The organism is Actinoplanes sp. NPDC049316, assembly GCF_040677315.1.
Classification (GTDB): Bacteria; Actinomycetota; Actinomycetes; order Mycobacteriales; family Micromonosporaceae; genus Actinoplanes.
The window spans coordinates 420,605-441,189 of record NZ_JBFAQM010000003.1 but is presented as its reverse complement, the minus strand read 5'-3'; the positions used below and the strand labels follow the sequence as shown (position 1 = coordinate 441,189).

Here is a 20,585-nt window from a genome sequence, read left to right as displayed (position 1 = left end):
GTCACGACCACGCGACCGGCAGCTCGGCCGGACCGCGGACCACGGAGTCCTTCTTCCACACGATCTCCTCGAGCGGCACCGCGAGCCGCAGCGCCGGCACCCGCCGGGCGAGCGCCCCCAGCACCGTGGTCAGCTCCAGCCGGGCGATCTGCTGCCCCACGCAGGCGTGCGCGCCGTGCCCGAAGCCCAGATGGGCGCCCGGCTTGCGGGTCACGTCGAGGCTGTCGGCATCCGGGTGCAGGGCGGTGTCGCGGTTACCCGACTGCACCGCCACCACCACGTAGTCGCCCGCCTTGATCGGCTGCCCGTGCAGCACCGTGTCCTGGGTCGCCTGCCGGAGCAGCCCGGTGCCGACACCCAGGTAGCGCACCAGCTCCTCGGCTGCCGAGGCGGCCAGGTCCGGGTCGGCGCAGAGCTTCTCCCACTGCCCGGGCGTGTTCAGCAGGCACACCAGGCCGTACGTGATCATCGACGCGGTTGTGTCGAAGCCCGCGATGAGCAGCGCGGCGTTCATCTCCGTCAGCTCGGCGTCGGTGAGCGGGCGCTCGCTGTCGGCGCTGTGCTCGATCATCCGACTGAGCACGTCGTCACCGGGCCGGACCCGGCGGGTGGCCACCAGCCCGTACAGGTAGGTGAACAGCGGCTCGAGAGCACGGCGCAGCTCGTCCGGCGAGGTGGAGGTGGTGAACAGCGCCGTCGCCGCGTCGTGCAGGAGGTGACGCCGCTCCTGCGGTACGCCGATCAGCTCGGCGATCACCGCGGTGGTGATCGCCGTGGAGAACCCGCTGTGCAGCGGGAAGGGCTCCGGCGAGCCGAGCATGCGGGTAACCGCCTCGTCGGTGATCTCCTGGACGAGCGGTTGCAGCTCGGCGAGCCGGCGGCCGTGCGAGACCTGGGGCGCGAAGTTGCGCCGGATCCGGATGTGCTCCGGCCCGTCCAGGTGGCTGAACCCCTGGACGGGCGCGTCCGGGCCGCCGAACGCGGCGAGCACGTGGGCGGCCTGGCCGGGCCGGGCCGAGAAGCGCCGGCCATCGCCGAGCACCTCGCGGACGCCCGCGTAGTCGGAGACCAGCCAGGCATCCAGGCCGGTCGGGCATGCCACGCGGGCGACCCGCGGCGCGGCGCGGAGCTCGGCGTACTCGGGTGGAGGGTCGAAGGGCCGCCGGTCCTCCCGGGGTAGCGGTAGCGCAGGAAGTGCCATCCGCACACCCTACGTGACTTCGACCAAGGTCGATACGCTCTCAGGGCTCCGTGGTGAAGCCGCTGCTGAGCAGGCGTCAGCGAGAGCGCGACGCGGCCGCACAGGCCGAAGATCAGCTCTGCAGAGTCCAGCCGGGACTCACCGCGCAATGCCGATGCGGGAACCGTTGCTCACCTCGGCATCCCCGGACGGAAAGCCGGAAGACGTGGCGACGACAGCGGGAATGTAGAGACCCTGGCGCAGGGCACTCACGGCAGCCATCGTGCGCGACGTGGCGTGCAATTCAGCCAGGATGTGGTCGACGTGGCCGGCAGCCGTACGCACGGAGATGTGCAGCCTGCCGGCGATGGCCGCGTTGTTTTCGCCTTCGATGAGCAAGCCGAGGACCTGTAGCTCACGGTGGGTCAGCCCCCGGAGATCCGGCGGCGGGAGCAGCAGCACCAGGGCCTGATGATGGATGGAGGGAGCCGGCTGGCGGGACAGGACGGTCACCCGCAGCAATCCTGCCGATGCATCGCCGTGCCGGGGGGTCAGGAAGTGAGTGCGGACCGCGCCGCCGGCCAGGCTGGTCCGGGCAGCGGTCAGCACCGGCGAGCCGGCGGCCAGCAGACGGTGACCCGGCAGGCGCGGTAGCGCTTCGGGGTCTCCGGACGCCGTGAGCATCACTCCGGCAATAGCGTCGGGGACCAGCGCGAGGCTGCTCAGTGGAGGTTCCATGGTTGCCGCCGCTCGATATGTCGACCTGTCCGTCTGCTGTCCGTCTCCCCGTGCGTTCGTCCGAGACTGTCTACGGCAGGTGACGGCGCGCCTGCGAACGTATGACAGTTCTGTGACGCTTACCGGCGTCGCCACGAGCCTGGCTCAAGCCTGACGAATCGGGACAGTGCATCCCCCATACCGCTGACAAGACGTGCACAGTGGCGGAACAAGCCGGACTATGGAGCGGTGCGATCTGAGCGAGAGAAGGGTGCCGATCATCCTCCTTGAGGGGCTGCTGTGGTGCGACAGTGGCGACGCCATCCCCGCCGGCGAAGCCACCCGCAGGCTGCCGCAGCACGTGATGCCGGAGATCGCCCACGCGGTCGATCTACGGCCCGGCATCGGTGCGCCGGCCGGCCTGGTCGCCGATGGGCCGGCTGCTGCGGCGGTGACCCGCACGGGCGAGGGCGAGCCTCTTCCCGGCCCGGCCGGACCTGCGGGGCCGCTCGCCGCCGTACGCCCCCTGCATCAGGGCCCGCACCTCCCGGCCGAGGTGACCATCGCTGCGGCCGGAGGCGCCCGTGCCTAGCAGAAGCTCGGTCGACGCGATGGTCACCGCCCAGATCGCGGCCATCGCCGGGCTCAGCACGGGGATCGCCGACCGGGCCGAAGCGGTGCTCGAGCACCTGCGTCTCGTCATGAACTTCGACGCGGCCTGTGTCACTCTGCTGGAGGCGGACGGACGCCGGCAGCCCCCGCTTCTCTGCCAGGGCTATCCGGCCACAGTGGTCGAACACCTGCACAGCGCGGACTTCCTGGCCAGCGTCGAGTCGCTGGGACTCAACCGCAATCGCACCCCGTTACGGGTCGCCGACCTGCAGGTGCCCGGTGCCGAGCTGGCCACCTGGGCCGAGTTCATGACCCCGGCCGGATTCCACGAAGGCATCGGCATTCCGCTGCACAGCCCCGACAGGCGCTACCTCGGGGTACTCGCCACCCACACCTGCGACCGTACGCCGGTCAGCGACGACACCCGCGACCTGCTCGCGGACCTCGCTCCCCTGATCGCCCGGGCCGTGGACCCGCTGCGGACCATCACCGCCCTCGCCAGCCTGGTCACCGACGCGATCGCCGGCGTCGTCCTGACCCGTAGCGGCGCCACCGCACCGCTGCACGGCCTGCCCGGGCACCGGCTGCTGGCCTCCGGATCACCAGTGGTGGCCGAGGCCGCCGCATGCTACGCCGACGGCGACAGTCGCGCCGCCTTCCTCACCCCTGCCCAGCCGCCAGATCCGTCCGGGTATCTCCGGGTCACCATGCTCGCCTGCCCGCATCCGTCCCACGACCTCAACGCCGTCGTCGTGCTCCGCCCACCAGGAAATCTGCATCACCTCAGCCACCGCGAGATGACCATCCTCGGCATGCTCATCGCCGGCTGGACCCCGGCCCGAAGCGCGAACCACCTCGGCATGTCGCTCCGAGCCGTACACACCGCCCTGGAACACGCCCGCGTCAAGCTCGGGGAGGCCAGCACAGCCGCCGCCATCATGCGTGCCGCGGACCTGGGCCTCTACCTGCCACCCACCACCCCCGGCTGACAGCTGTGGAAACACCCGTAGGCGCGGTGTTTCGGCGCGACAGGTCCGCAGGACCGCAAGGAACGCCGTGCCGCCGGCCACAACTCATCGCTGCGGCCCGACGAACGGGAGGGCCGCCGCGCCTTCCGGTCCCGGGTCGTCCCGCCCCATGACGGATGAGGCCGGCACGGCTAGGGCGGCCTGACGGACGGACGCGAGGGTCAGCAGGTGGTGATCCACAGCGGTGACCGGCGGGACGTGGTCCGCCGGGGCATGATCATGTGATGAGCGTGACGGTCGGCGGGGTGGACGAGGTTCTGACGCGGGCGCGGGCCGGAGTGCGACGGCTCGATCCGTACGAGGCCTGGGCCGCGGTGACGGACGGGGCTCTGCTGGTGGACACCCGGACCGATCGGCAGCGGGCCCGGCGGGCCGAACGCCCGGCGCGATCGTCATCGACCGTACGGTGCAGCCTGGCGGCGGCGAGCCTGCGCGAGGTGGGCCTGCACCGGGCCACCGACCTGGCGGGCGGCGTCGAGGCGTGACTGCCGGCCGGCCTGCCCACCGGCACCGGACCGGCCGACGTCCGGGAGTGATGCCGGGTCAGCGCACGGTCACGTCCTCGATCAGGCAGCTGCCGTCGAACACGTTGACGCCGAACCGGCCCTCGGCGTACGCGTCGTCGGTGGCCCGGATGACCACCGAGCCGTCCAGCGCGACCTCGAGCTGCGGGCCGGCCGCCACGACCCGCAGGCGGTAGGTCCGGCCGGGGACGACGGCCACGGGGTGCACGGCGATGTCGCGGCCGGGACGCCACAGTTTCACGTACCCGTCGGTGTCGATGTTCGCGGTGTAGTGGCCGCTCGCGTCCGGCGTGGCGCGGAAGGTCAGGCCGGCCGCGCGGCCGGCCACCACCCGCAGCCGGGCCTCGTAGGTGAAGTCCCGTCCGGTGCGATCGGACAGGTAGAACCCGTCACCGGTACGGCGACCCGCCAGCGCGCCGGACGGCGTCGTCCACGTGCCCCCGGCCGGCGTCCACGTGCCACCCACGTCCTGCCCCCAGGGCGCTGCGCCGATCCGCGCGTTCTGCAGCACGGCCGCGCCGTGGAACACGTTGAGGCCGAAGGCGCCGGAGGCGTACGCGTCGTCGGTGGCGTCGATCAGCGCCGTGCCGTTGTGGTCGAGATAGGCGCGGAAACGGTTGCCCTGCGCCACGACCCGCAGGTGGTGGAACCGGCCGCGCGCGACCGGGGCGGCCGCCGTGGCGATGTCGCGCCCGGGCCGCCACAGCTTCATCACGCCGGCCGCGGCGTCCACATTGAGCGTGTACCGGCCGCGGAACGTGATGCCGGCCGCCGTGGCGGTGTCGAGCCGCACGTCGGCGTCGTACGTGAAATCGGTGCCGGTGGCGGCGCCCAGGTAGAAGCCGTCACCGGCGGCCTCGCCGCGCTTGCCGTCGGCGGTGTCCGTCCACTCGCCACCGTCCGCACGCCACGGACCGGTGACGTCGGTGCGCAGCGTCGGCTCTCCGGCTCCCCACGCCGGGCGCAGCGGTGTGAACCGCAGCGACACCAGGCGCACCGAGCCGCCTTCGGTGAAGGTACGCACGCCGAAATCGTCGAAGGCAGCGGTACGGGTGACCGACACGCGCCCGTCGTTGCCGAACGTCTCCACCTGTCCCCGGTCGACGAGGAGGCGCACCCGGATCCGTCCGTCCTCGGCGGGCAGGACGGCGCCGTCGAGCGTGCCGGCGGCCCGGTCGTACGCGACCTCGCGGGTGGCGGCGCCGTCAGGCCGTACGCCGAGCCGGAACCCGAACCGGGAGGCGGTGGCGGTGCCCGCCTCGAACTCGGCGGAAAGCTCGTACGCGTCGGCCGCGACGTCCCGCAGCGGGTCGGCCGCCGGGTCGCCGGTCAGCGTGCGCCCGGCCCATTGCGTGGCGGGCGCGCGCAGGCTGTCCAGCTCCGCGACCGGCGTCCGGGTCACCCGCAGGCCGTCCGGGTACGTGCGCAGCCCCAGCTCGGCCGGGAAGGTGGCGCTGCCGGTCCAGACCGAGCCGTGGTTGCCGGGCATCCAGGCCATCTGCACGGTCCGGCCGCCGGGCAGGTTGCTGAACGTCAGCCCGGCGTAGTAGCTGCCGTCGAACCTGGTGTCGCCCTCGTCCATCCGCTTCGGCGCGGGCGAGTCCGCCCGGAACGTCGCGCCGTCGAAGGAGCCGACGACGTACTCGCCGCTCGCGTCGTTGAGGATCCACTTCGTCGCGCCGTTCCCGTCGGCGCGCAGCGGGAAGAGGTCGGGGCACTCGAAGAGCCAGTCCGCGGCGTACCGGCTGCGGAACGTCCATGTGAGAAGGTCCGGTGAGGTGTAGAGGTGCGCCGCGTTGCCGCCCGCGCCGGACCACACCACCATCACCCACCGGCGGGTCGGCTCGTGCCAGAACACCTTGGGGTCGCGGCTCTCGGCCGGCATGGTGATGACCTTGCGCCCGTGGTCGTACGGCTGGAACGTCTCCCCGCCGTCGTTGCTGTAGGCGACGCTGACCCCGTCGGTGCCGGTGAAGACCACGATCGGGGCCCGGTCGCCGGTACGCAGCCCGGAGGTGTTCGCGGTGTCCACGACTCCCCCGCCGGAGAACAGGTTGCCGGGGTGCACGCCGGGCTCGAGGGCGATCGGCCGCTGGGTCCAGTGCACGAGGTCCGGACTGGTCGCGTGTCCCCAGTGCATGGTGTCCCACTGCAGGCCGTGCGGGTTGTGCTGGAAGAACAGGTGGTAGACGCCGTCGGCGTACAGCGGGGCGTTGACGTCGTTCATCCAGCCGCCCGGCGGGCTGAAGTGGAACCGGCCGCGGTGCGGCTCGTCGTACGCGGTCGGCGCGTACGGGAACTCGGGATAGTCACCCGCGACGCCGGCGGCGGCCGGGCGGCCCGGGACCACGACGACGATCGCGACGAGCAGGACGAGGACCGGCAGACCGCGCACGCGCATGCCCTCATATCATCAATCGTCGATGAGATGCACCACCCTTCGGGATCCCTCATCGGGTTCTCATGCGGCTGTGTTCTCATGGGCCTGAGATGACCGGCGCGCGCATCCTCGTCGTCGACGAGCAGCCGAACATCGTGGACATGCTGGCCACGGTGCTGACCTTCCACGGCTTCGCGGTGGACACCGCCGGCACGGCCGCGCAGGCCGTGGCGAAGGCCGCCGAGCGCCGCCCCGACCTGGTGCTGCTGGATGTCACGCTGCCCGACGGCGACGGGATGGACGTGTGCCGGCGGCTGCGCGAGGAGGGCTCCGGCGCCGACGTGGTGTTCCTGACGGCCCGGGACGCGCGCGCCGACCTCATCGCGGGGCTGGCGTACGGCGGCGACGACTGGATCACCAAGCCGTTCGACGTCGAGGTGCTGCTCGCGCGCGTACGGGCGCTGCTGGGCCGTGCGGACCGCACGCAGGCGCGGGTGCTGCGCTACGCGGACGTCGAACTGGACCTGGACCAGCGGGAGGCGCGACGCTCCGGCGACCGGGTGCCCCTGTCCCCCACCGAGCTGGATCTGCTGCAGTTCTTCCTGCGGAACCCCGGCACGGTGCTGTCGCGCCGGCAGATCCATGAGGCGGTGTGGGGCCGCGACACGGCGACCCGGGCGCACGTCGTCGACACGTACGTGGGGATCCTGCGCCGCAAGCTGGACCGGCTCGGGCCGCCGCTGCTCGTGGCCCACCGCGGGTTCGGCTACGCGTTGCGCGCCGCCCTGCGCTGACGTCAGCGGCGAACGCCGTGCTTCACGCGGTACATCGCCTCGTCCGCGGCGCGCAGCAACGCGTCCGGCTCCACCGCCGCGCCCGCCACGACGCCGACGCTGACGCCCAGCCGCAGCGTGTGCCCGTCGACGTGGACCGGCTCGTCCAGCGCCGCGCGGAACCGCTGCGCCGCCTCTTCAGCCGCCACCGCCCCCGCCCCGGGGAGCAGCGCCGCGAACTCGTCACCGCCGAGGCGCGCCGCCAGCGCATCCGGCGGCAGGGCCGCGCGCAGCCGCCGGGCGACCTCCACGAGCACCGCGTCGCCGACGTGGTGGCCGTACGTGTCGTTGACCGGTTTGAAGCCGTCGAGGTCGGCGTGCAGGAGCGCGACGCCGCGGCCGGCCTCGGCGGCCAGCCGGTCGCCGAAGAGTTTGCGGTTGGCCAGGCCGGTGAGCGGGTCGTGGGTGGCCTCGTGGCGCAGCCGGTCCTGCAGCTCCCGCGCCTCGGTGACGTCGCGGGCGTTGCTGACCACGGCGCCGACGCTGGGCTCGTGGGTCAGGTTGCGGCTCATCACCTCGAGCCAGCGCCAGGAGCCGTCGGCGTGCCGGTACCGGGCCTGGTAGGTGTACGTCGCGCCGGGCGTGGCCATCAGCCGCAGCAGCTCGGGCCACAGGGCGGGCAGGTCGTCCTCGTGGATCAGCGTGACCACCCGGACGCCCAGCACCTGCTCCGGTTCGTACCCCAGCGCGCGTGTCGCGGGGGTCACGTACATGAACGCCCCGTTCGCGTCGATCAGCGAGGTGATGTCGGTGGAGTACTCGAGCATCAGCCGTACCCGCTCCTCCTGCCGTGAGACCGTCAGCAGGCTGGCGTCGAGCTTGCTGACCAGGGTCTCGTTCTCCCCGGAGGCCAGCAGCTGCCGGGCGACCACGAGCGCGGTGCTCACGAACAGGCCGGCGACGGTCAGCACGGCGGTCGCGCCGAGGCCACGCGGCAGGGCCGCGGGCAGGACCAGGAACACCACCCCGAGCATCGCGTACGGCAGCAGCCCCTGCGCGCGCTGCCGGCGGCACGGGCCGGTGGTGGCGTACCGGTCCAGGATCTCGTGGACGCGCGGGGCCACCGACGCCAGCGCGACGGAGGCCACCTGCGCCGCGAGCTGGGCGCGCGAGCCGGTGCCCGAGGGGAGCAAAGCCCCGCTGAAGCACTGGATCGCCATCGAGGCGAGGACGGGCACCGCCGCGCCGGGCCGCATCGGGCTCGAGCCGCAGGCGAGCAGGCGGGCGACCGCGCCCGCGATGACCAGCGCCGTGGCGGCCCCGGTGAGGGCGACGGCGCGGGGCACGTCCTGGCCGGCGGCCCGGTCGGCCATGAACCACACCACGACGACCGCGGCGACCACCACGGACACGGCGTCGAGGACGAAGCGCAGCTCGGCCGGGCGCCCGGCCGGCCGGCGGTACGTCACCGCGAGCACGAGCAGGACCACGACGCCGGCCGCGATGCAGGCGCGCTGGAAGGCGCCGTTGGCCACCGCATGCGGGCCGGGCTCGGCGATCGCCGCCACGACGCGGCCCGCGTTGCCCAGCGCGAGCAGCGCGCCCATCAGCGTCACGGCCCACCAGAACCGGCGGGCGACGGCGGACAGGCCGCCCGCCCGGGCGACGCGCAGCGCGACGAGGCTGAGCACGGTGGTCGCGAACACCCCGGCACCGGCCCGGACCAGCAGCCCGGTCCGCAGTCCGCCCGGCCCGGCGAGCAGCCAGCAGATCGCCGCGGCGCTGACGCCGGCCACGGCGAGGACCAGCGGGTCCAGCAGGACCGCGCGGGCGAGCCGCGCCGGTCGCGGGTCGTCGCGACGGCGGCCGTACGCACGCTGCACGGGACCTCCTCCGGGGCACGGCGCGGGACGGCTGTGGACCCGCTCCTCTACTAGAGCGGGGCCCGGTTGCCGCTGCGGTGCGGCCAGGATGCCATCGCGGTACGCCGCCCGGCAGGCTCCGCCGCTGAAAAATCTTGCGGAGCCCGAAACCGGCACGCATCGACATTCACCGCTGGATAAGTGCCCGCGGTCAGCGCAAGAACACTATTAGCTTTCTTAACCGTTTCAGGATGCCGCAGGTCCGGTGCCGAATCGTTACTCGGTTGATCATCCGGAAACATTGCGAAAGACGGCCACCCACTCTTGACTGACAGCCGGGGGAACCGGAGACGGTGATGGTGTTGTCACGCCCCGGCGTGATGTGACATAGGGAGAGGTATGTTCGGTCATTCCAGGAGTCAGCGCTTCCGCGGCGCTCTCGCCGGAACGCTGGGCGTCGGCCTGGTGTTCGGTATTGCCGCCTGCGGTGGCGGAAGTGACGACTCGAACGACGATTCCAAGACGGCCACGCAGTCCATCGACTGCGCGCAGTTCAGCTCGTACGGCGACCTGAAGGGCAAGACGGTCTCGGTGTACACCGGCATCGTCACGCCGGAGGACAAGGCGTACAAGGACTCGTACAAGCCTTTCGAGGACTGCACCGGCGTAAAGATCAACTACGAGGGCGACAAGTCCTTCGAGACCCAGATCCTGGTGCGCGCCAAGGCGGGCAACCCGCCGGACATCGCGATCGTGCCGCAGCCCGGCCTGCTCAAGCAGCTGGTCGAGACCGGTAAGGCCGTCGAGGCCCCGGCCGAGGTCGCCGCGAACGTGGACAAGTTCTGGGGCAAGGACTGGAAGGGCTACGCGACCGTCAACGGGAAGTTCTACGGCGCGCCCTCCGGCGCGAGCGTGAAGTCCCTGGTCTGGTACTCGCCCGCCGAGTTCAAGGAGAAGGGCTACCAGGTCCCGACGACCCTCGACGAGCTCAAGGCGCTGACCGACAAGATGGTCGCCGACGGCAAGAAGCCGTGGTGCGCCGGCATCAGCAGCGGTGAGGCCACCGGCTGGCCGATCACCGACTGGATGGAGGACTTCATGCTCCGGCTCTACGGGCCGGAGACCTACGACAAGTGGGTGAACCACGAGATCCCGTTCAACGGCCCCGAGTCCACGGCGGCCCTGGACGCGGTCGGCGCGTACCTGAAGAACGACAAGTACGTCAACGGCGGTCTCGGCGACGTCAAGAGCATCGCCACCACCACGTTCCAGGACGCCGGCCTGCCCATCACCGAGGGCACCTGCTCCCTGCACCGCCAGGCGAGCTTCTACGCGGCGAACTTCGACAAGGACACCAAGGTGGCCGAGGACGGCGACGTCTTCGCGTTCTACCTGCCCGGCAAGGACACCAGCAGCAAGCCGGTGCTCGGCGGCGGCGAGTTCAACGTGGCGTTCGCCGACCGGCCCGAGGTCAAGGCCTTCCAGACGTACCTGTCGACCGACACCTGGGCCAACATCAAGGCCAAGGTCTCGCAGGGCTGGGTCAGCGCCAACAAGGGCATCGACCCGAACAACCTGAGCAACCCGATCGACAAGCTGGCGGCGACGATCCTCAAGGACCCGAACACCGTGTTCCGGTTCGACGGCTCGGACCAGATGCCGGCCGCCATCGGCTCGAACGCGTTCTGGAAGCAGGCGACGAGCTGGGTGACCGGTCAGGACACCAAGACCACCGTCGACAACATCGAAAAGGCGTGGCCCAAGAAGTGAGCTAGGACCATCCGAGGGGCCGGTCACCGCAGGTGACCGGCCCCACCCCTCTCCAAGGAGGTACGGGTCACGTGTCGACCCCGGACACCAACGTCGGCAAGGTCGTGCTCATGGTGGCGGCGATCCTGCTCTTCGCCGCGGTGGTGGGCGCGATCCTGTTCGCCGCCACCTTCTTCCGCGGGCGCAGGGCGGACCGCCTGACCGCCTACGCCTACCTCGCGCCGACGCTGATCATGCTGCTCGTCGGGCTGGTCTACCCCGGCGTACGCACCATCTACGAGTCGTTCTTCAACGCGGCCGGCAACGCGTTCATCGGCCTGGACAACTACAAGACCATCTTCACCGACGCCGATCAGCTGACCGTGCTGCGCAACACGGTGTTCTGGGTCGTCGTCACCCCGTTCGTCGCCACCGGCGTCGGCCTGCTCTACGCCATCCTCGTGGACAAGGCGCGGCTCGAGTCGTTCGCCAAGGCGCTGATCTTCCTGCCCATGGCCATCTCGTTCGTGGGCGCGTCGATCATCTGGAAGTTCGTCTACGAGTTCCGCCCGGACCAGGCCAACGTGAAGCAGATCGGCCTGCTCAACCAGGTGCTCGTCTGGCTCGGCGGCTCGCCGCAGCAGTGGCTGGTCGACTCGCCGCTCAACACGTTCCTGCTGATCGTGGTCATGATCTGGATCCAGGCCGGCTTCGCGATGACCGTGCTGTCGGCGGCCATCAAGGCGATCCCGGAGGACATCATCGAGGCGGCCCGCCTCGACGGCGTCGGCCCCTGGGGCATGTTCCGCTTCGTCACGCTGCCGGCGATCCGCCCGGCCGTGGTCGTCGTGCTGACCACCATCGGCATCGGCACCCTGAAGGTCTTCGACATCGTGCGCACGATGACCGGCGGCCAGTTCGACACCAGCGTCATCGCCAACGAGTTCTACAGCCAGAGCTTCCGCAGCGACAACCAGGGCCTCGGCTCGGCGCTCGCGGTCCTGCTGTTCCTGCTGGTCATCCCGATCGTCGTCTACAACATCCGGCAGATCCGCCGTTCGGAGGCGCTATGACCACCACGACCCCGCCGGCCACCGTGCCGGTGCTGGAGGCCGAGAAGCCGACGGCGGCCGCGGTCGCCAAGCGCAAGCTCACCTCGCCGTGGGCCTCGCTGGTCGCGATCGTCATCGCGGTGCTGTGGACGCTGCCGACCTTCGGCCTGCTCGTCTCGTCGTTCCGGCCCGAGCGGCAGATCAAGACCACGGGCTGGTGGACGTTCTTCTCCAACCCGATGCTCACGATGGACAACTACCGCGAGGTGCTGGACGCCGAGAGCGGGGCCGGCCTGGGCTCGTACTTCGTCAACTCGCTGGTGATCACCATCCCCTCGGTGCTCATCCCGCTGTGCCTGGCGACGATCGCGGCGTACGCGTTCGCGTGGATCAAGTTCCCCGGCCGCAACATCCTGTTCCTGGCGATCTTCGCCCTGCAGATCGTGCCGCTGCAGGTCACGCTGATCCCGCTGCTCACCCTGTACGTCGACGCCGGCCTGGCGAACACGTTCTGGACGATCTGGCTGTCGCACGCGATCTTCGGCCTGCCGCTCGCCATCTATCTGCTGCACAACTTCATGCGGGAGATCCCGGCCGGTCTGCTCGAGGCGGCCCGGGTGGACGGCGCGGGGCACGTGTCGATCTTCTTCCGGGTGCTGCTGCCGCTGATGCGGCCCGCGCTGGCCGCGTTCGGCATCTTCCAGTTCCTCTGGGTGTGGAACGACCTGCTGGTCGCGCTCACCTTCGCCGGCGGCGGCAGCAAGGTCGCCCCGATCACGGTGGCCCTGGCCAACCTGAGCGGCACCCGGGGCACCGCCTGGCACCTGCTGTCAGCGGGCGCGTTCGTGTCGATCATCGTCCCGGTGACGGTGTTCGTGCTGGCCCAGCGCTACTTCGTCCGTGGCCTGCTCGCAGGCAGCGTCAAGGGCTGAGACACCACCACCCGGGCCCGCGGCCGTCGCCTGCAAGGCGGCAGTCGCGGGCCCGTGTCGTGCCCGGGCCGTCCGGCCCTACGGGCCGGGCCGTCGGTCGTGCTAGGACGGTGGGGACGTCAGGAGGACACCATGGTGACCAATGCCCCGGCCGGCGCCGCCCAGGCGGACCGCATCCACCCTTCCGGCGTGGTGCTGGTCCGCAGCGGCGACCGCACGATCGGCGCGTACGTCACCGGCCCGGACGGCATCCGCTACCGGCCGGTGATCGACGTGACCGTGCTCGGGGTCGCCGCGCTGGCCACGGTCGCACTGACCGCCACGGCACTCGGGGCCGCCGTGGCGCTGCGGCGGCATCCGACCATCGGCTCGGTGAGCATGGGCCACGGCGGCTGGGTGAGCCTGCGAACCACCGCCGCGCCGCCGCTGCGGTCCGCCACGCCGCGGCCGTGGTGGGCCCGGGCGCTGAAGGCGAATCGCCTCGTCGCACAACGCTGACACGCGAAAAGGGGACGCCGCACGGCGTCCCCTTTCGTGATCGTGCCGGCGGTCAGGCGGTCGGCTCGACGGTGGGCTCGACGCTCGGGTCGTCCGACGGGTCGTCGGTCGGCTCGGTCGTGGGATCGTCCGACGGCTCGGTCGTCGGCTCGACGCTCGGCGTGGGGGTGGGCGTGACCGACGGGCGCGGCGCCGGCTTCACGCCCTTGCCCGACACGCGGACGACCTCGGCCGTGTAGACGCTGCCGGAGCGCCGCCCGACGACCTCGACACGCTGGCCGGCGGCGACCGCGGCGAGGGTGGCCTTCTTGCCGTTGACCCGCAGCGAGGCCTTGGCCGGGACGGCCACGGTGACCGTACGCTTGCGCACGTCCTTGGTGCCGCCCTTGGCGAGCAGGGTGACGGTGCCGGCCTCGGCGTTCACGGCGGTGACCGTGCCGGACGCGGTGAAGCGGACGGGCTTGGGCGCCTTGGTGGTCTTGACGGGCTTCGGGTGCGCCTTGAACGCGCTCGCGGAGCCGGGCGCCTTGGCGGCGGGCTGGGCGGCCATGGCGGCGGCGGAGACCGCGGGAACGACGATGCCGGCGGCCAGCAGGGCGGCGACGGCGGTACGACGGATACGCATCCGATGAACTCCTTGGTCCGGGGGTACGACTCGATGCTTCGCCCGGACGGTTGCCGGACGGTTGCGCACCCCCTGCAACCCGGTTGCGCACCTACCCCCTTGCACCCCCGGCCACCGCTGCGACGCGCTGCCGGTCCGCTCCCCCGCCGATCTCACACCGGTCCGCCCCTCGGGCACCGGCGCAACCGCCGGGTGGCAGGCTCTGCAGACGACACCGCCGCCGCGTCCGGCTCGGATCGACGGCGGCCTGGGCGATGAGAGGACGACGTCGATGCGCTACGTGGCGATCGGGGACAGCTTCACCGAGGGCCTCGGCGACGACCTGCCGGACGGCACACCGCGCGGCTGGGCCGACCGGGTCGCCGCCGGGCTCGCGGCGGCCGGCGACGAACCGGTCGAGTACGCCAACCTGGCCATCCGCGGACGCCTGCTCGAACCGATCGTCACCGAGCAGCTGGAGGCCGCGCTCGCCCTGACGCCGGCGCCCACCCTGATCACCCTCAACGGCGGCGGCAACGACATGATGCGCCCCGGCGTGGACCTGGACCGGCTCATCCGGCTGACCGAGCAGGCCGTGCAACGGTGCCTGGCCACGGGCGTCCAGCTGGTCCTGCTCAGCGGCGCCGACCCGTCGCAGCACCTGCCCTTCGGCGCGATGATGCGCCGCCGCGGCGACGTCCTCACCACGGCCGTGGCCGGCCTCGCCGCCCGCCACGGCCTCGTCTTCGCCGACGTCTTCCACGACACCGAGATCCGCCGCGCCCCCTACTGGTCCGCGGACCGCCTGCACCTCAACGCCGCGGGCCACCAGCGCGCCGCAGGCCTGGTCCTGGCCGCGATGGGCCACCCGACGGCGGCCCACGTCGTCGACCCGGGCCCCGCCCCCGGCCGCCGCCTGGCCACGGAGGCGCGCTACTACCGCGAACACGTCCTGCCCTGGATCAGCCGGCGCGTCCGCGGCCGCTCGTCCGGCGACCACCGCACCGCCAAACTGCCGCAGTGGACACCGGTCACCGCCGGCTTGTGAACCCGAGAGCCGCCTCGGCTCGGGCCGGGCGCGGTCACAGTCACGACCCACCCTGACGGCGCCCGCTCCCCGGCCGCGGACCCACGATGACCATCGAGCGCAGTACGGACGAACGTTCTCTCCGGCAGAGCCTCTCCGCCGACCTCCATCCGTCGAGGGAGGCCACCATGTCCGACGAGTCCGCGGACCGCGGTAGGCGGCCGTACTGCCCCGCCGTCCCGGCGCCATCACAGCGGCGGGGGCCTCCCAGTCCCGGCGGCACCGCGGCGGCTGCGGGCCCCGCCCGGCGGGCTCGGGGTCCTGCTCAGGCGGCATGCGTACGCGGTCCTGGGGTAGGCAGTGCAGTACCCGCAGGATACCCACCGGGGTTGTTCGCGCGCCCGCGTCCTCACGAACGGTGACGTCGAATCCGCCCCGACGTATGAACCGGGTCGAATGCGGGCACCAGGGTGGCACCGGCCGAAGGCGCCGGGACACGCACGACCACCTGGGAGGGCCCGATGACATGGGCACGTACGGTCCGTGAGCGGGCGCGGAGCCGGCTCGCCGCGGCGGCGAGCCGCAGCGCCCCGCCGCCGTTCACCGCGGGCCCCGAGTTCCAGGATCCGGCGCCGCCGGTCATGGTGGTGCAGCCCACCGGCCCCGACGACCTGCTGCCGCGGGGTGTCCGGACCGCCGGCGCCTGGGCGTGGCGGTTCATCCTGCTGGTCGCGGCGGCGTACGTCTTCCTGCGGGTCGTCAGCCTGCTGCGGGTCGTGGTCATTCCGGTGATCGTCGCGGTGCTGCTCGCCGCACTGCTCCAGCCGGCCGCGGCGGCGCTGACCCGGCGCGGGGTCAAGCGGTCGCTGGCGGCGGCGATCGTGCTCATCTCCGGCCTGGTGGTCGTCTTCGGCGGCCTCAGCCTGATCATCAGCACGTTCATCTCGCAGATCGACACGCTGTCGGCGAAGGTCAGCGACGGCATCACCGAGGTGCAGAACTGGCTGGCCAAGGGTCCGTTGCACCTCAGCGACGCCCAGCTCAGCCAGTACGTCGACCGCGCGCAGCAGGCGATCACCGAGAATCAGGGGGCGCTCACCTCGGGCGCGCTGAGCACGGCCACCACGCTCGGCGAGGTCGTGACCGGATTCTTCCTCACGCTGTTCACGCTCTTCTTCTTCCTGCGCGACGGGGGCCAGATCTGGTCGTTCCTGTGCCGCCTGCTGCCGCGGGACGCGCGTGTGCCCACCGCCCGGGCCGGTCACTACTCGTGGCACACGCTGGTGTCGTACGTGCACGCGACCGTCCTGGTGGCTCTCGTGGACGCGGTCGGCATCGGCATCGGCCTCTTCGTGCTGCAGGTGCCGCTGTGGCTGCCGCTGGCCGCCCTGGTGTTCCTCGGCGCGTTCATCCCGGTGGTCGGCGCCACGGTCACCGGTGCGGTCGCCGTGCTCGTCGCCCTCGTGGCGAACGGCCCGGTCAGCGCGCTGATCGTGCTCGGCATCGTCATCGCGGTGCAGCAGCTCGAGGGGCACGTGCTGCAACCACTGATCATGGGACGGGCGGTCGCGCTGCATCCGCTCGCGGTCATCCTGGCGATCGCGATCGGCATCGTGGTGGCGGGCATCGTCGGCGGTCTCGTCGCCGTACCGCTGCTCGCGGTACTGAACACCGCGATCCGTTATCTGGTACGCCATCCCGCGGGTGAGCCCACCGCGGACGGGGAATCGCCGGGCACCGAGCCCGCGGACGACGACGAGGCGGAGGCGGAGGACGCGCGGGCCGACGCGATGCGCAGCGTGGACCCGCAGAATCCGCCGCCGGCGGACACCTCGCTGGCGAGGGACCCGGAACCGGCCGCGAAGACCGGCTGAGATCCTCCCTAATCGAGTACGGCGGCACGCGGCAGCCGGACGGTGAAGGTGGTGCCCTCGCCCAGCTTCGAGTCCACCGCCACTGTGCCGCCGTGCTCGGTGACGATCGTGCGCACGATGGCGAGCCCCAGCCCGGAGCCCTGCACCGCCCGATCCATCGCGTTCGCCGCCCGGTGGAACGGGGTGAACAGGCCGGGCTGGTCCGCCTCCGGGATGCCGATGCCGGTGTCGCTCACCTCCACCACGGCCGTGTCCCGGTCGGCGTGCACGCGGTAGCCGACGTGCCCGCCCGCACCGGTGAACTTCACGGCGTTGTCGAGCAGGTTGCGCAGGACGTGCTCGAGCCGCCGGGCGTCGCCGTGCACCCACAGCTCGGCGGCGTCGCCGGTCAGCCCGATCCCGCGGGACCGGGCGACCGGCTCCATCTCGGCGTGCACGGTCGCGGCCACGGCGGCCAGGTCCACGGGTACGGCGTCCGCACCGGGCGCCGCGCCGGTGCGGTCGAGCAGCAGCAGGTCGGAGACGGTGTCGTGCAGCCGGTGCGCGTTGCGCAGGATCGCTTCGATGCTGCGCCGGTGCATCGGCGGGAGCTCACCGCCGTCGCCGTCGGCGAGCATCTCCGTGTAGCCCATGATGCTGGTCAGCGGCGTCCGCAGCTCGTGGGTCACGGTGGCGACGAAGGCGTCCTTGCGCTCGTCGAGGACCCGCAGCTCGGTGATCAGCCGGGCCTGGCGGTGCTGCAGGCGCTGCTGGCGTACGGCGTGCTCCACCTCGCGGGCGGCGCCGGCGAGCAGCCGGCGCTCGTGGGCGGTCCACTCCCCCGGCTCGCGGCGCACCACGTAGATCAGGCCCGGCGGGCAGTCGGCGTCGCCGCCGAGCGGCACCGCCAGTGCTCCTTGCACATGCGGCACGGTCATGACGGTGCCGGGTTCGCCGGCGAGCACGTCGCGGACGGTACGCGGCGACAGCGACGGCGCCTCCGGCGGCCAGCAGGCGCTGATGCCGTTGGACGAGTCGAGCGAGATACGGCTGTGCACGGCGTCGGAGCCGAGAGCCTCGCCGATGAGCCGCGCCACCCGGACGGCGCCGGCGGTGGCGTCCGGGCTGTCCCGGACCGCCGCGGCGACGGCCTGGCGCAGATCGGCGCGGACCAGACGGGCCTCGTCGGCGGTGAGCAGCCGCTCCACCTCGTCGGCGAGCCGGTTGACGGACGTGGCCACCGCGCGCATCTCGGGGTCGCCGGCGGGCACCGCCCGGGCCTGCAGCTCGCCCGCCGTGAGCCGGTGCAGGGTGGCGCGGACGTGCTCCAGCGGGGCGAGCAGGGACCGGCGGGCCCACCCGGCCAGTGCCAGCGTGACCACGAGGAAGGCCGCGCCCAGGCCGGCGAAGAGCAGCTGGGCCAGCCGGGACTCGCTGCGCGCGGCGGCCGCGGCGTCGGCCTGCTCGGCGCGTACGGCCCGGTCCACGGCGGCGTTGGCGGCGCGCAGCTCGTCGAAGAGCTCCTTGCCACGCTGGGTCTGCGGGAAGCGCGGGTCGGCTTCGCCCGCGTTGACGATCGGGGTGGCGTACGCGTACAGCCACTGCGCGGCGGCCGCGCGTTCGAGCGCCACCAGCCGCAGCACGCCGGGGTCGGAGGCGTTCGCGGTGATCTCGTCGAACGACGTGAAGGCGCCCACCCGGCCCTGCTCGTACGGCTCCAGGAACAGCGTGCGCCCGGTGAGCTGGAAGCCGCGTACGCCGGTCTCCGCGTCGGTCATGTGCTGCAGCGCGGCGGTGTTGGCGTCGCGGGCCCGCTCCAGCCGCTCGGCACGCTCGGCGTGCCGGGTCTGCAGCCGGTCGCCGGCGACGAGCTGCACGGTGACGACGGCCAGGAACAGCAGGATGAGGGTGACCAGGCCGGAGACGGCGCGGCGCCGCATGGAGTCCATGTCAGGCCCCCGGCAGGGTGAAGGTGATCGTGGTGCCGCCGCCGGGCGCCGGGCCGGCCCAGATGCGGCCGCCGTGGCGCTCGACGATGCGCTGGCAGGTGGCCAGGCCTACGCCGTACCCCGGGTTCCCGGCCTCCACCTGGGCGAACATGTCGAAGACGCGGTCGCGCTGGGCCGCGGGGATGCCGATGCCGTTGTCGGTGACGTGCACCTGCCACTGTTCGTCGCGGCACTCGGCGGCGATGGTCACGACGCTGGGCAGCCCGGGGCGCCGGTACTTGACCGCGTTGCCGATCAGGTTCTGCAGCAGTTGGCGCAGGAGCGTCGGGTCGACCGCCAGCATCGGCAGGCCGGGGTCGACGGTGACCGTGGCGCCCGCCGCGGTGATGCTGTCGCGCAGGTCGGTGATCGCCAGCTCGGCCACCTCGCGCAGGTCGGCCTTGTCGCGCCGGCACGGTTCGCTGCCGGCCCGGGCGTACGTCAGCAGCGCCTCGATGAGGGCCTGCATGCGGGCGACCGCGCGGGTGCCGGCGGCGATCCACCGCCGCCCCTGCTCGTCGAGGACCTGGTCGTACGTGTCCTCGAGCAGCTCCAGGTAGCCGTTGACGACGGCCAGCGGGGCGGCGAGGTCGTGGCTGACCACCCCGGCGAACTGCTCGAGCTCGGTGTTGGAGCGCCGCAGCTCGGCGATGGTGTCCGCGAGGTCGGCGTGGGCCTGTTCGAGGGCGCTGCGCTGGGCGCGGTCGGCCGTCACGTCGGTCATCGCGACGACGGCGCCCAGCGGCGTGCCGCCGGCGGTGCTGAGCCGGCGGCCGCCGGCGACGACGTGCCGGGGCGCCCGGCCGGCGGGCTGGATCACCATCTCGGCGCCGCGGACGGTGCCGCCCCGCAGGGTCTGCAGCAACGGGATCTCGTCCACCGGGAGCGGCGTGACGCCGTCGGTGCGGAACATCCGATACCGGTCGCTGAAGTCGCCGGGCTCGAGGCCGGGGTCGGCGTCCAGGCCGTGCCAGTCGCGGGCCGCCCGGTTGAAGAGGGTGAGGTGACCGGAGGGGTCGGCGGCCGCGACGGCGACGTCGATGGTCTCCAGCACGGCGTCGGTGAACTGCTGGCGGGCATCCGCCTCGGCGGCGAGCTGCGCGTTGAGGCGGGCTTGGCGGCGGCGCTCGAACAGCGCCAGGACGACCTGCGCGAGGTCCTTGAGCCGGGCGATCTGGCCGGCGGTCAGCTCGCGGCGCTGCGAGTCGAAGACGCAGAGCGTGCCGAGCGCGTGTCCCTGCGGCGTGACCAGCGGGGCGGAGGCGTAGAAGCGGACGTCGGCGAGCAGCCCGGTCACCCAGGGGTTACGGGCGTAGACCGGGTCGAGGCTGGCGTCGGGCACGTACACGAACTCGCCGGCCTCGAACCGGATGGCGCACATGGAGTCCGCACGCGGTGAGTCGCCGCCGACGAACCCCGTGGTGGTCAGCTGGCACTGGCGGTTCTCGTCGATGAGGTTCAGCGTGGCGGTGGGCACGCCGGCGACCATCGCCGCGACCCGGACGACGGCTTCCAGCTCGTCGTCGGCGGGCTCGTCGAGCAGCCGGTACTCGTGCAGCGCGGCCAGCCGTTGCCGCTCGTCTGCGCTCACCGTGCAGTCGCCCTCCGTCGTTGTGCCGACGTGAGGTAGTTCGGCCGGAATTGCGACGATCTGAACACCAAGACCCCGCACGCTGAGTGCACAGTCCTGTGAGCTTCCTGAAAGTTGTTACCTATCCGTAACCTTGGATCGGTGCGTACGTGTGGTGACGGTCACACCATGACCCGCGGGCCGATGTGTCCTTTACCGACGCATTGCATGGGCCA

The 20,585-nt window shown here is 72.2% G+C and carries 17 protein-coding genes; 10 read left to right on the top strand and 7 right to left on the bottom strand.

Annotated elements, in window-relative coordinates:
- Window position 1: 1 nt before the first annotated feature.
- Both AB0K03_RS07310 and AB0K03_RS07305 read right to left on the bottom strand, forming a co-directional pair.
- Entirely contained in the window at window positions 2-1,201 is a 1,200-nt protein-coding gene (locus tag AB0K03_RS07310; protein ID WP_364681695.1) for a cytochrome P450, read from the bottom strand.
- 138 nt (window positions 1,202-1,339) lie between these two features.
- Window positions 1,340-1,918, bottom strand: coding sequence for a helix-turn-helix transcriptional regulator (locus tag AB0K03_RS07305; protein ID WP_364681693.1), 579 nt, complete (start codon window positions 1,916-1,918; stop codon window positions 1,340-1,342).
- 250 nt (window positions 1,919-2,168) lie between these two features.
- Between AB0K03_RS07305 and AB0K03_RS07300 the strand changes: the two genes are divergently transcribed.
- The 3 genes from AB0K03_RS07300 (at window position 2,169) to AB0K03_RS07290 (ending at window position 4,022) form a co-directional block, all read left to right on the top strand.
- A complete protein-coding gene (locus tag AB0K03_RS07300) occupies window positions 2,169-2,489 on the top strand; it encodes a hypothetical protein (protein WP_364681691.1) in 321 nt (106 codons plus the stop codon).
- The gene (locus tag AB0K03_RS07295; RefSeq protein WP_364681689.1) at window positions 2,482-3,498 is read left to right on the top strand and encodes a GAF domain-containing protein; all 1,017 of its coding nucleotides are present in this window, start codon (window positions 2,482-2,484) and stop codon (window positions 3,496-3,498) included. The genes AB0K03_RS07300 and AB0K03_RS07295 overlap by 8 nt, the downstream gene beginning before the upstream one ends.
- Before the next feature lie 263 nt (window positions 3,499-3,761).
- Window positions 3,762-4,022 carry a hypothetical protein gene (locus tag AB0K03_RS07290; protein WP_364681687.1) on the top strand — a complete coding sequence of 87 codons (261 nt, stop codon included), beginning with the start codon at window positions 3,762-3,764 and terminating at the stop codon, window positions 4,020-4,022.
- 58 nt (window positions 4,023-4,080) lie between these two features.
- Here AB0K03_RS07290 and AB0K03_RS07285 read toward each other — a convergent pair whose 3' ends face one another.
- Window positions 4,081-6,462, bottom strand: coding sequence for a glycoside hydrolase family 32 protein (locus AB0K03_RS07285; RefSeq protein WP_364681685.1), 2,382 nt, complete (start codon window positions 6,460-6,462; stop codon window positions 4,081-4,083).
- Between the two features lie 89 nt (window positions 6,463-6,551).
- Between AB0K03_RS07285 and AB0K03_RS07280 the strand changes: the two genes are divergently transcribed.
- Window positions 6,552-7,235 (top strand): response regulator transcription factor, encoded by a 684-nt coding sequence (locus tag AB0K03_RS07280; protein WP_364681683.1) that lies wholly within the window; start codon window positions 6,552-6,554, stop codon window positions 7,233-7,235.
- 2 nt (window positions 7,236-7,237) lie between these two features.
- Here the strand turns inward: AB0K03_RS07280 and AB0K03_RS07275 are convergent, their stop codons facing one another.
- Window positions 7,238-9,097, bottom strand: a complete 1,860-nt coding sequence (locus AB0K03_RS07275; protein WP_364681681.1) for a diguanylate cyclase domain-containing protein — start codon at window positions 9,095-9,097, stop codon at window positions 7,238-7,240.
- A 378-nt stretch (window positions 9,098-9,475) separates the two neighbouring features.
- Here AB0K03_RS07275 and AB0K03_RS07270 point away from each other — a divergent pair, with 378 nt between their 5' ends.
- From AB0K03_RS07270 to AB0K03_RS07255, 4 genes are all read left to right on the top strand, one after another.
- Entirely contained in the window at window positions 9,476-10,846 is a 1,371-nt protein-coding gene (locus AB0K03_RS07270; protein ID WP_364681679.1) for an ABC transporter substrate-binding protein, read from the top strand.
- A 110-nt stretch (window positions 10,847-10,956) separates the two neighbouring features.
- Window positions 10,957-11,898, top strand: coding sequence for a sugar ABC transporter permease (locus tag AB0K03_RS07265; RefSeq protein WP_364681726.1), 942 nt, complete (start codon window positions 10,957-10,959; stop codon window positions 11,896-11,898).
- A complete protein-coding gene (locus tag AB0K03_RS07260; RefSeq protein WP_364681677.1) occupies window positions 11,895-12,809 on the top strand; it encodes a carbohydrate ABC transporter permease in 915 nt (304 codons plus the stop codon). Before AB0K03_RS07265 ends, AB0K03_RS07260 begins: the two co-directional genes overlap by 4 nt.
- Before the next feature lie 132 nt (window positions 12,810-12,941).
- Entirely contained in the window at window positions 12,942-13,307 is a 366-nt protein-coding gene (locus AB0K03_RS07255) for a hypothetical protein (protein WP_364681675.1), read from the top strand.
- A gap of 52 nt (window positions 13,308-13,359) precedes the next feature.
- On the opposite strand, the gene AB0K03_RS07250 is transcribed toward AB0K03_RS07255, so the two are convergent.
- The gene (locus AB0K03_RS07250; RefSeq protein ID WP_364681674.1) at window positions 13,360-13,932 is read right to left on the bottom strand and encodes a hypothetical protein; all 573 of its coding nucleotides are present in this window, start codon (window positions 13,930-13,932) and stop codon (window positions 13,360-13,362) included.
- 271 nt (window positions 13,933-14,203) lie between these two features.
- Between AB0K03_RS07250 and AB0K03_RS07245 the strand changes: the two genes are divergently transcribed.
- On the top strand, window positions 14,204-14,959 hold the full coding sequence (locus tag AB0K03_RS07245) for an SGNH/GDSL hydrolase family protein (protein WP_364681672.1): 756 nt from the start codon (window positions 14,204-14,206) through the stop codon (window positions 14,957-14,959).
- 500 nt (window positions 14,960-15,459) lie between these two features.
- Window positions 15,460-16,812 (top strand): AI-2E family transporter, encoded by a 1,353-nt coding sequence (locus tag AB0K03_RS07240; protein WP_364681670.1) that lies wholly within the window; start codon window positions 15,460-15,462, stop codon window positions 16,810-16,812.
- Between the two features lie 8 nt (window positions 16,813-16,820).
- Here AB0K03_RS07240 and AB0K03_RS07235 read toward each other — a convergent pair whose 3' ends face one another.
- Window positions 16,821-18,740: an ATP-binding protein gene (locus AB0K03_RS07235; protein ID WP_364681668.1), complete on the bottom strand. Its 1,920-nt coding sequence runs from the start codon at window positions 18,738-18,740 to the stop codon at window positions 16,821-16,823.
- Window position 18,741: 1 nt separating this feature from the next.
- Window positions 18,742-20,370, bottom strand: a complete 1,629-nt coding sequence (locus tag AB0K03_RS07230) for an ATP-binding protein (protein ID WP_364681666.1) — start codon at window positions 20,368-20,370, stop codon at window positions 18,742-18,744.
- Between the last annotated feature and the right edge of the window lie 215 nt (window positions 20,371-20,585).

Coding starts and splice junctions, on each gene's coding strand:
- AB0K03_RS07310 (WP_364681695.1), bottom strand. CDS start 1,201: ATGGCACTTCCTGCGCTACCGCTACCCCGGGAGGACCGGCGGCCCTTC.
- AB0K03_RS07305 (WP_364681693.1), bottom strand. CDS start 1,918: ATGGAACCTCCACTGAGCAGCCTCGCGCTGGTCCCCGACGCTATTGCC.
- AB0K03_RS07290 (WP_364681687.1), top strand. CDS start 3,762: ATGAGCGTGACGGTCGGCGGGGTGGACGAGGTTCTGACGCGGGCGCGG.
- AB0K03_RS07285 (WP_364681685.1), bottom strand. CDS start 6,462: ATGCGCGTGCGCGGTCTGCCGGTCCTCGTCCTGCTCGTCGCGATCGTC.
- AB0K03_RS07280 (WP_364681683.1), top strand. CDS start 6,552: ATGACCGGCGCGCGCATCCTCGTCGTCGACGAGCAGCCGAACATCGTG.
- AB0K03_RS07270 (WP_364681679.1), top strand. CDS start 9,476: ATGTTCGGTCATTCCAGGAGTCAGCGCTTCCGCGGCGCTCTCGCCGGA.
- AB0K03_RS07265 (WP_364681726.1), top strand. CDS start 10,957: ATGGTGGCGGCGATCCTGCTCTTCGCCGCGGTGGTGGGCGCGATCCTG.
- AB0K03_RS07260 (WP_364681677.1), top strand. CDS start 11,895: ATGACCACCACGACCCCGCCGGCCACCGTGCCGGTGCTGGAGGCCGAG.
- AB0K03_RS07255 (WP_364681675.1), top strand. CDS start 12,942: ATGGTGACCAATGCCCCGGCCGGCGCCGCCCAGGCGGACCGCATCCAC.
- AB0K03_RS07250 (WP_364681674.1), bottom strand. CDS start 13,932: ATGCGTATCCGTCGTACCGCCGTCGCCGCCCTGCTGGCCGCCGGCATC.
- AB0K03_RS07245 (WP_364681672.1), top strand. CDS start 14,204: ATGCGCTACGTGGCGATCGGGGACAGCTTCACCGAGGGCCTCGGCGAC.
- AB0K03_RS07240 (WP_364681670.1), top strand. CDS start 15,460: ATGACATGGGCACGTACGGTCCGTGAGCGGGCGCGGAGCCGGCTCGCC.
- AB0K03_RS07235 (WP_364681668.1), bottom strand. CDS start 18,740: ATGGACTCCATGCGGCGCCGCGCCGTCTCCGGCCTGGTCACCCTCATC.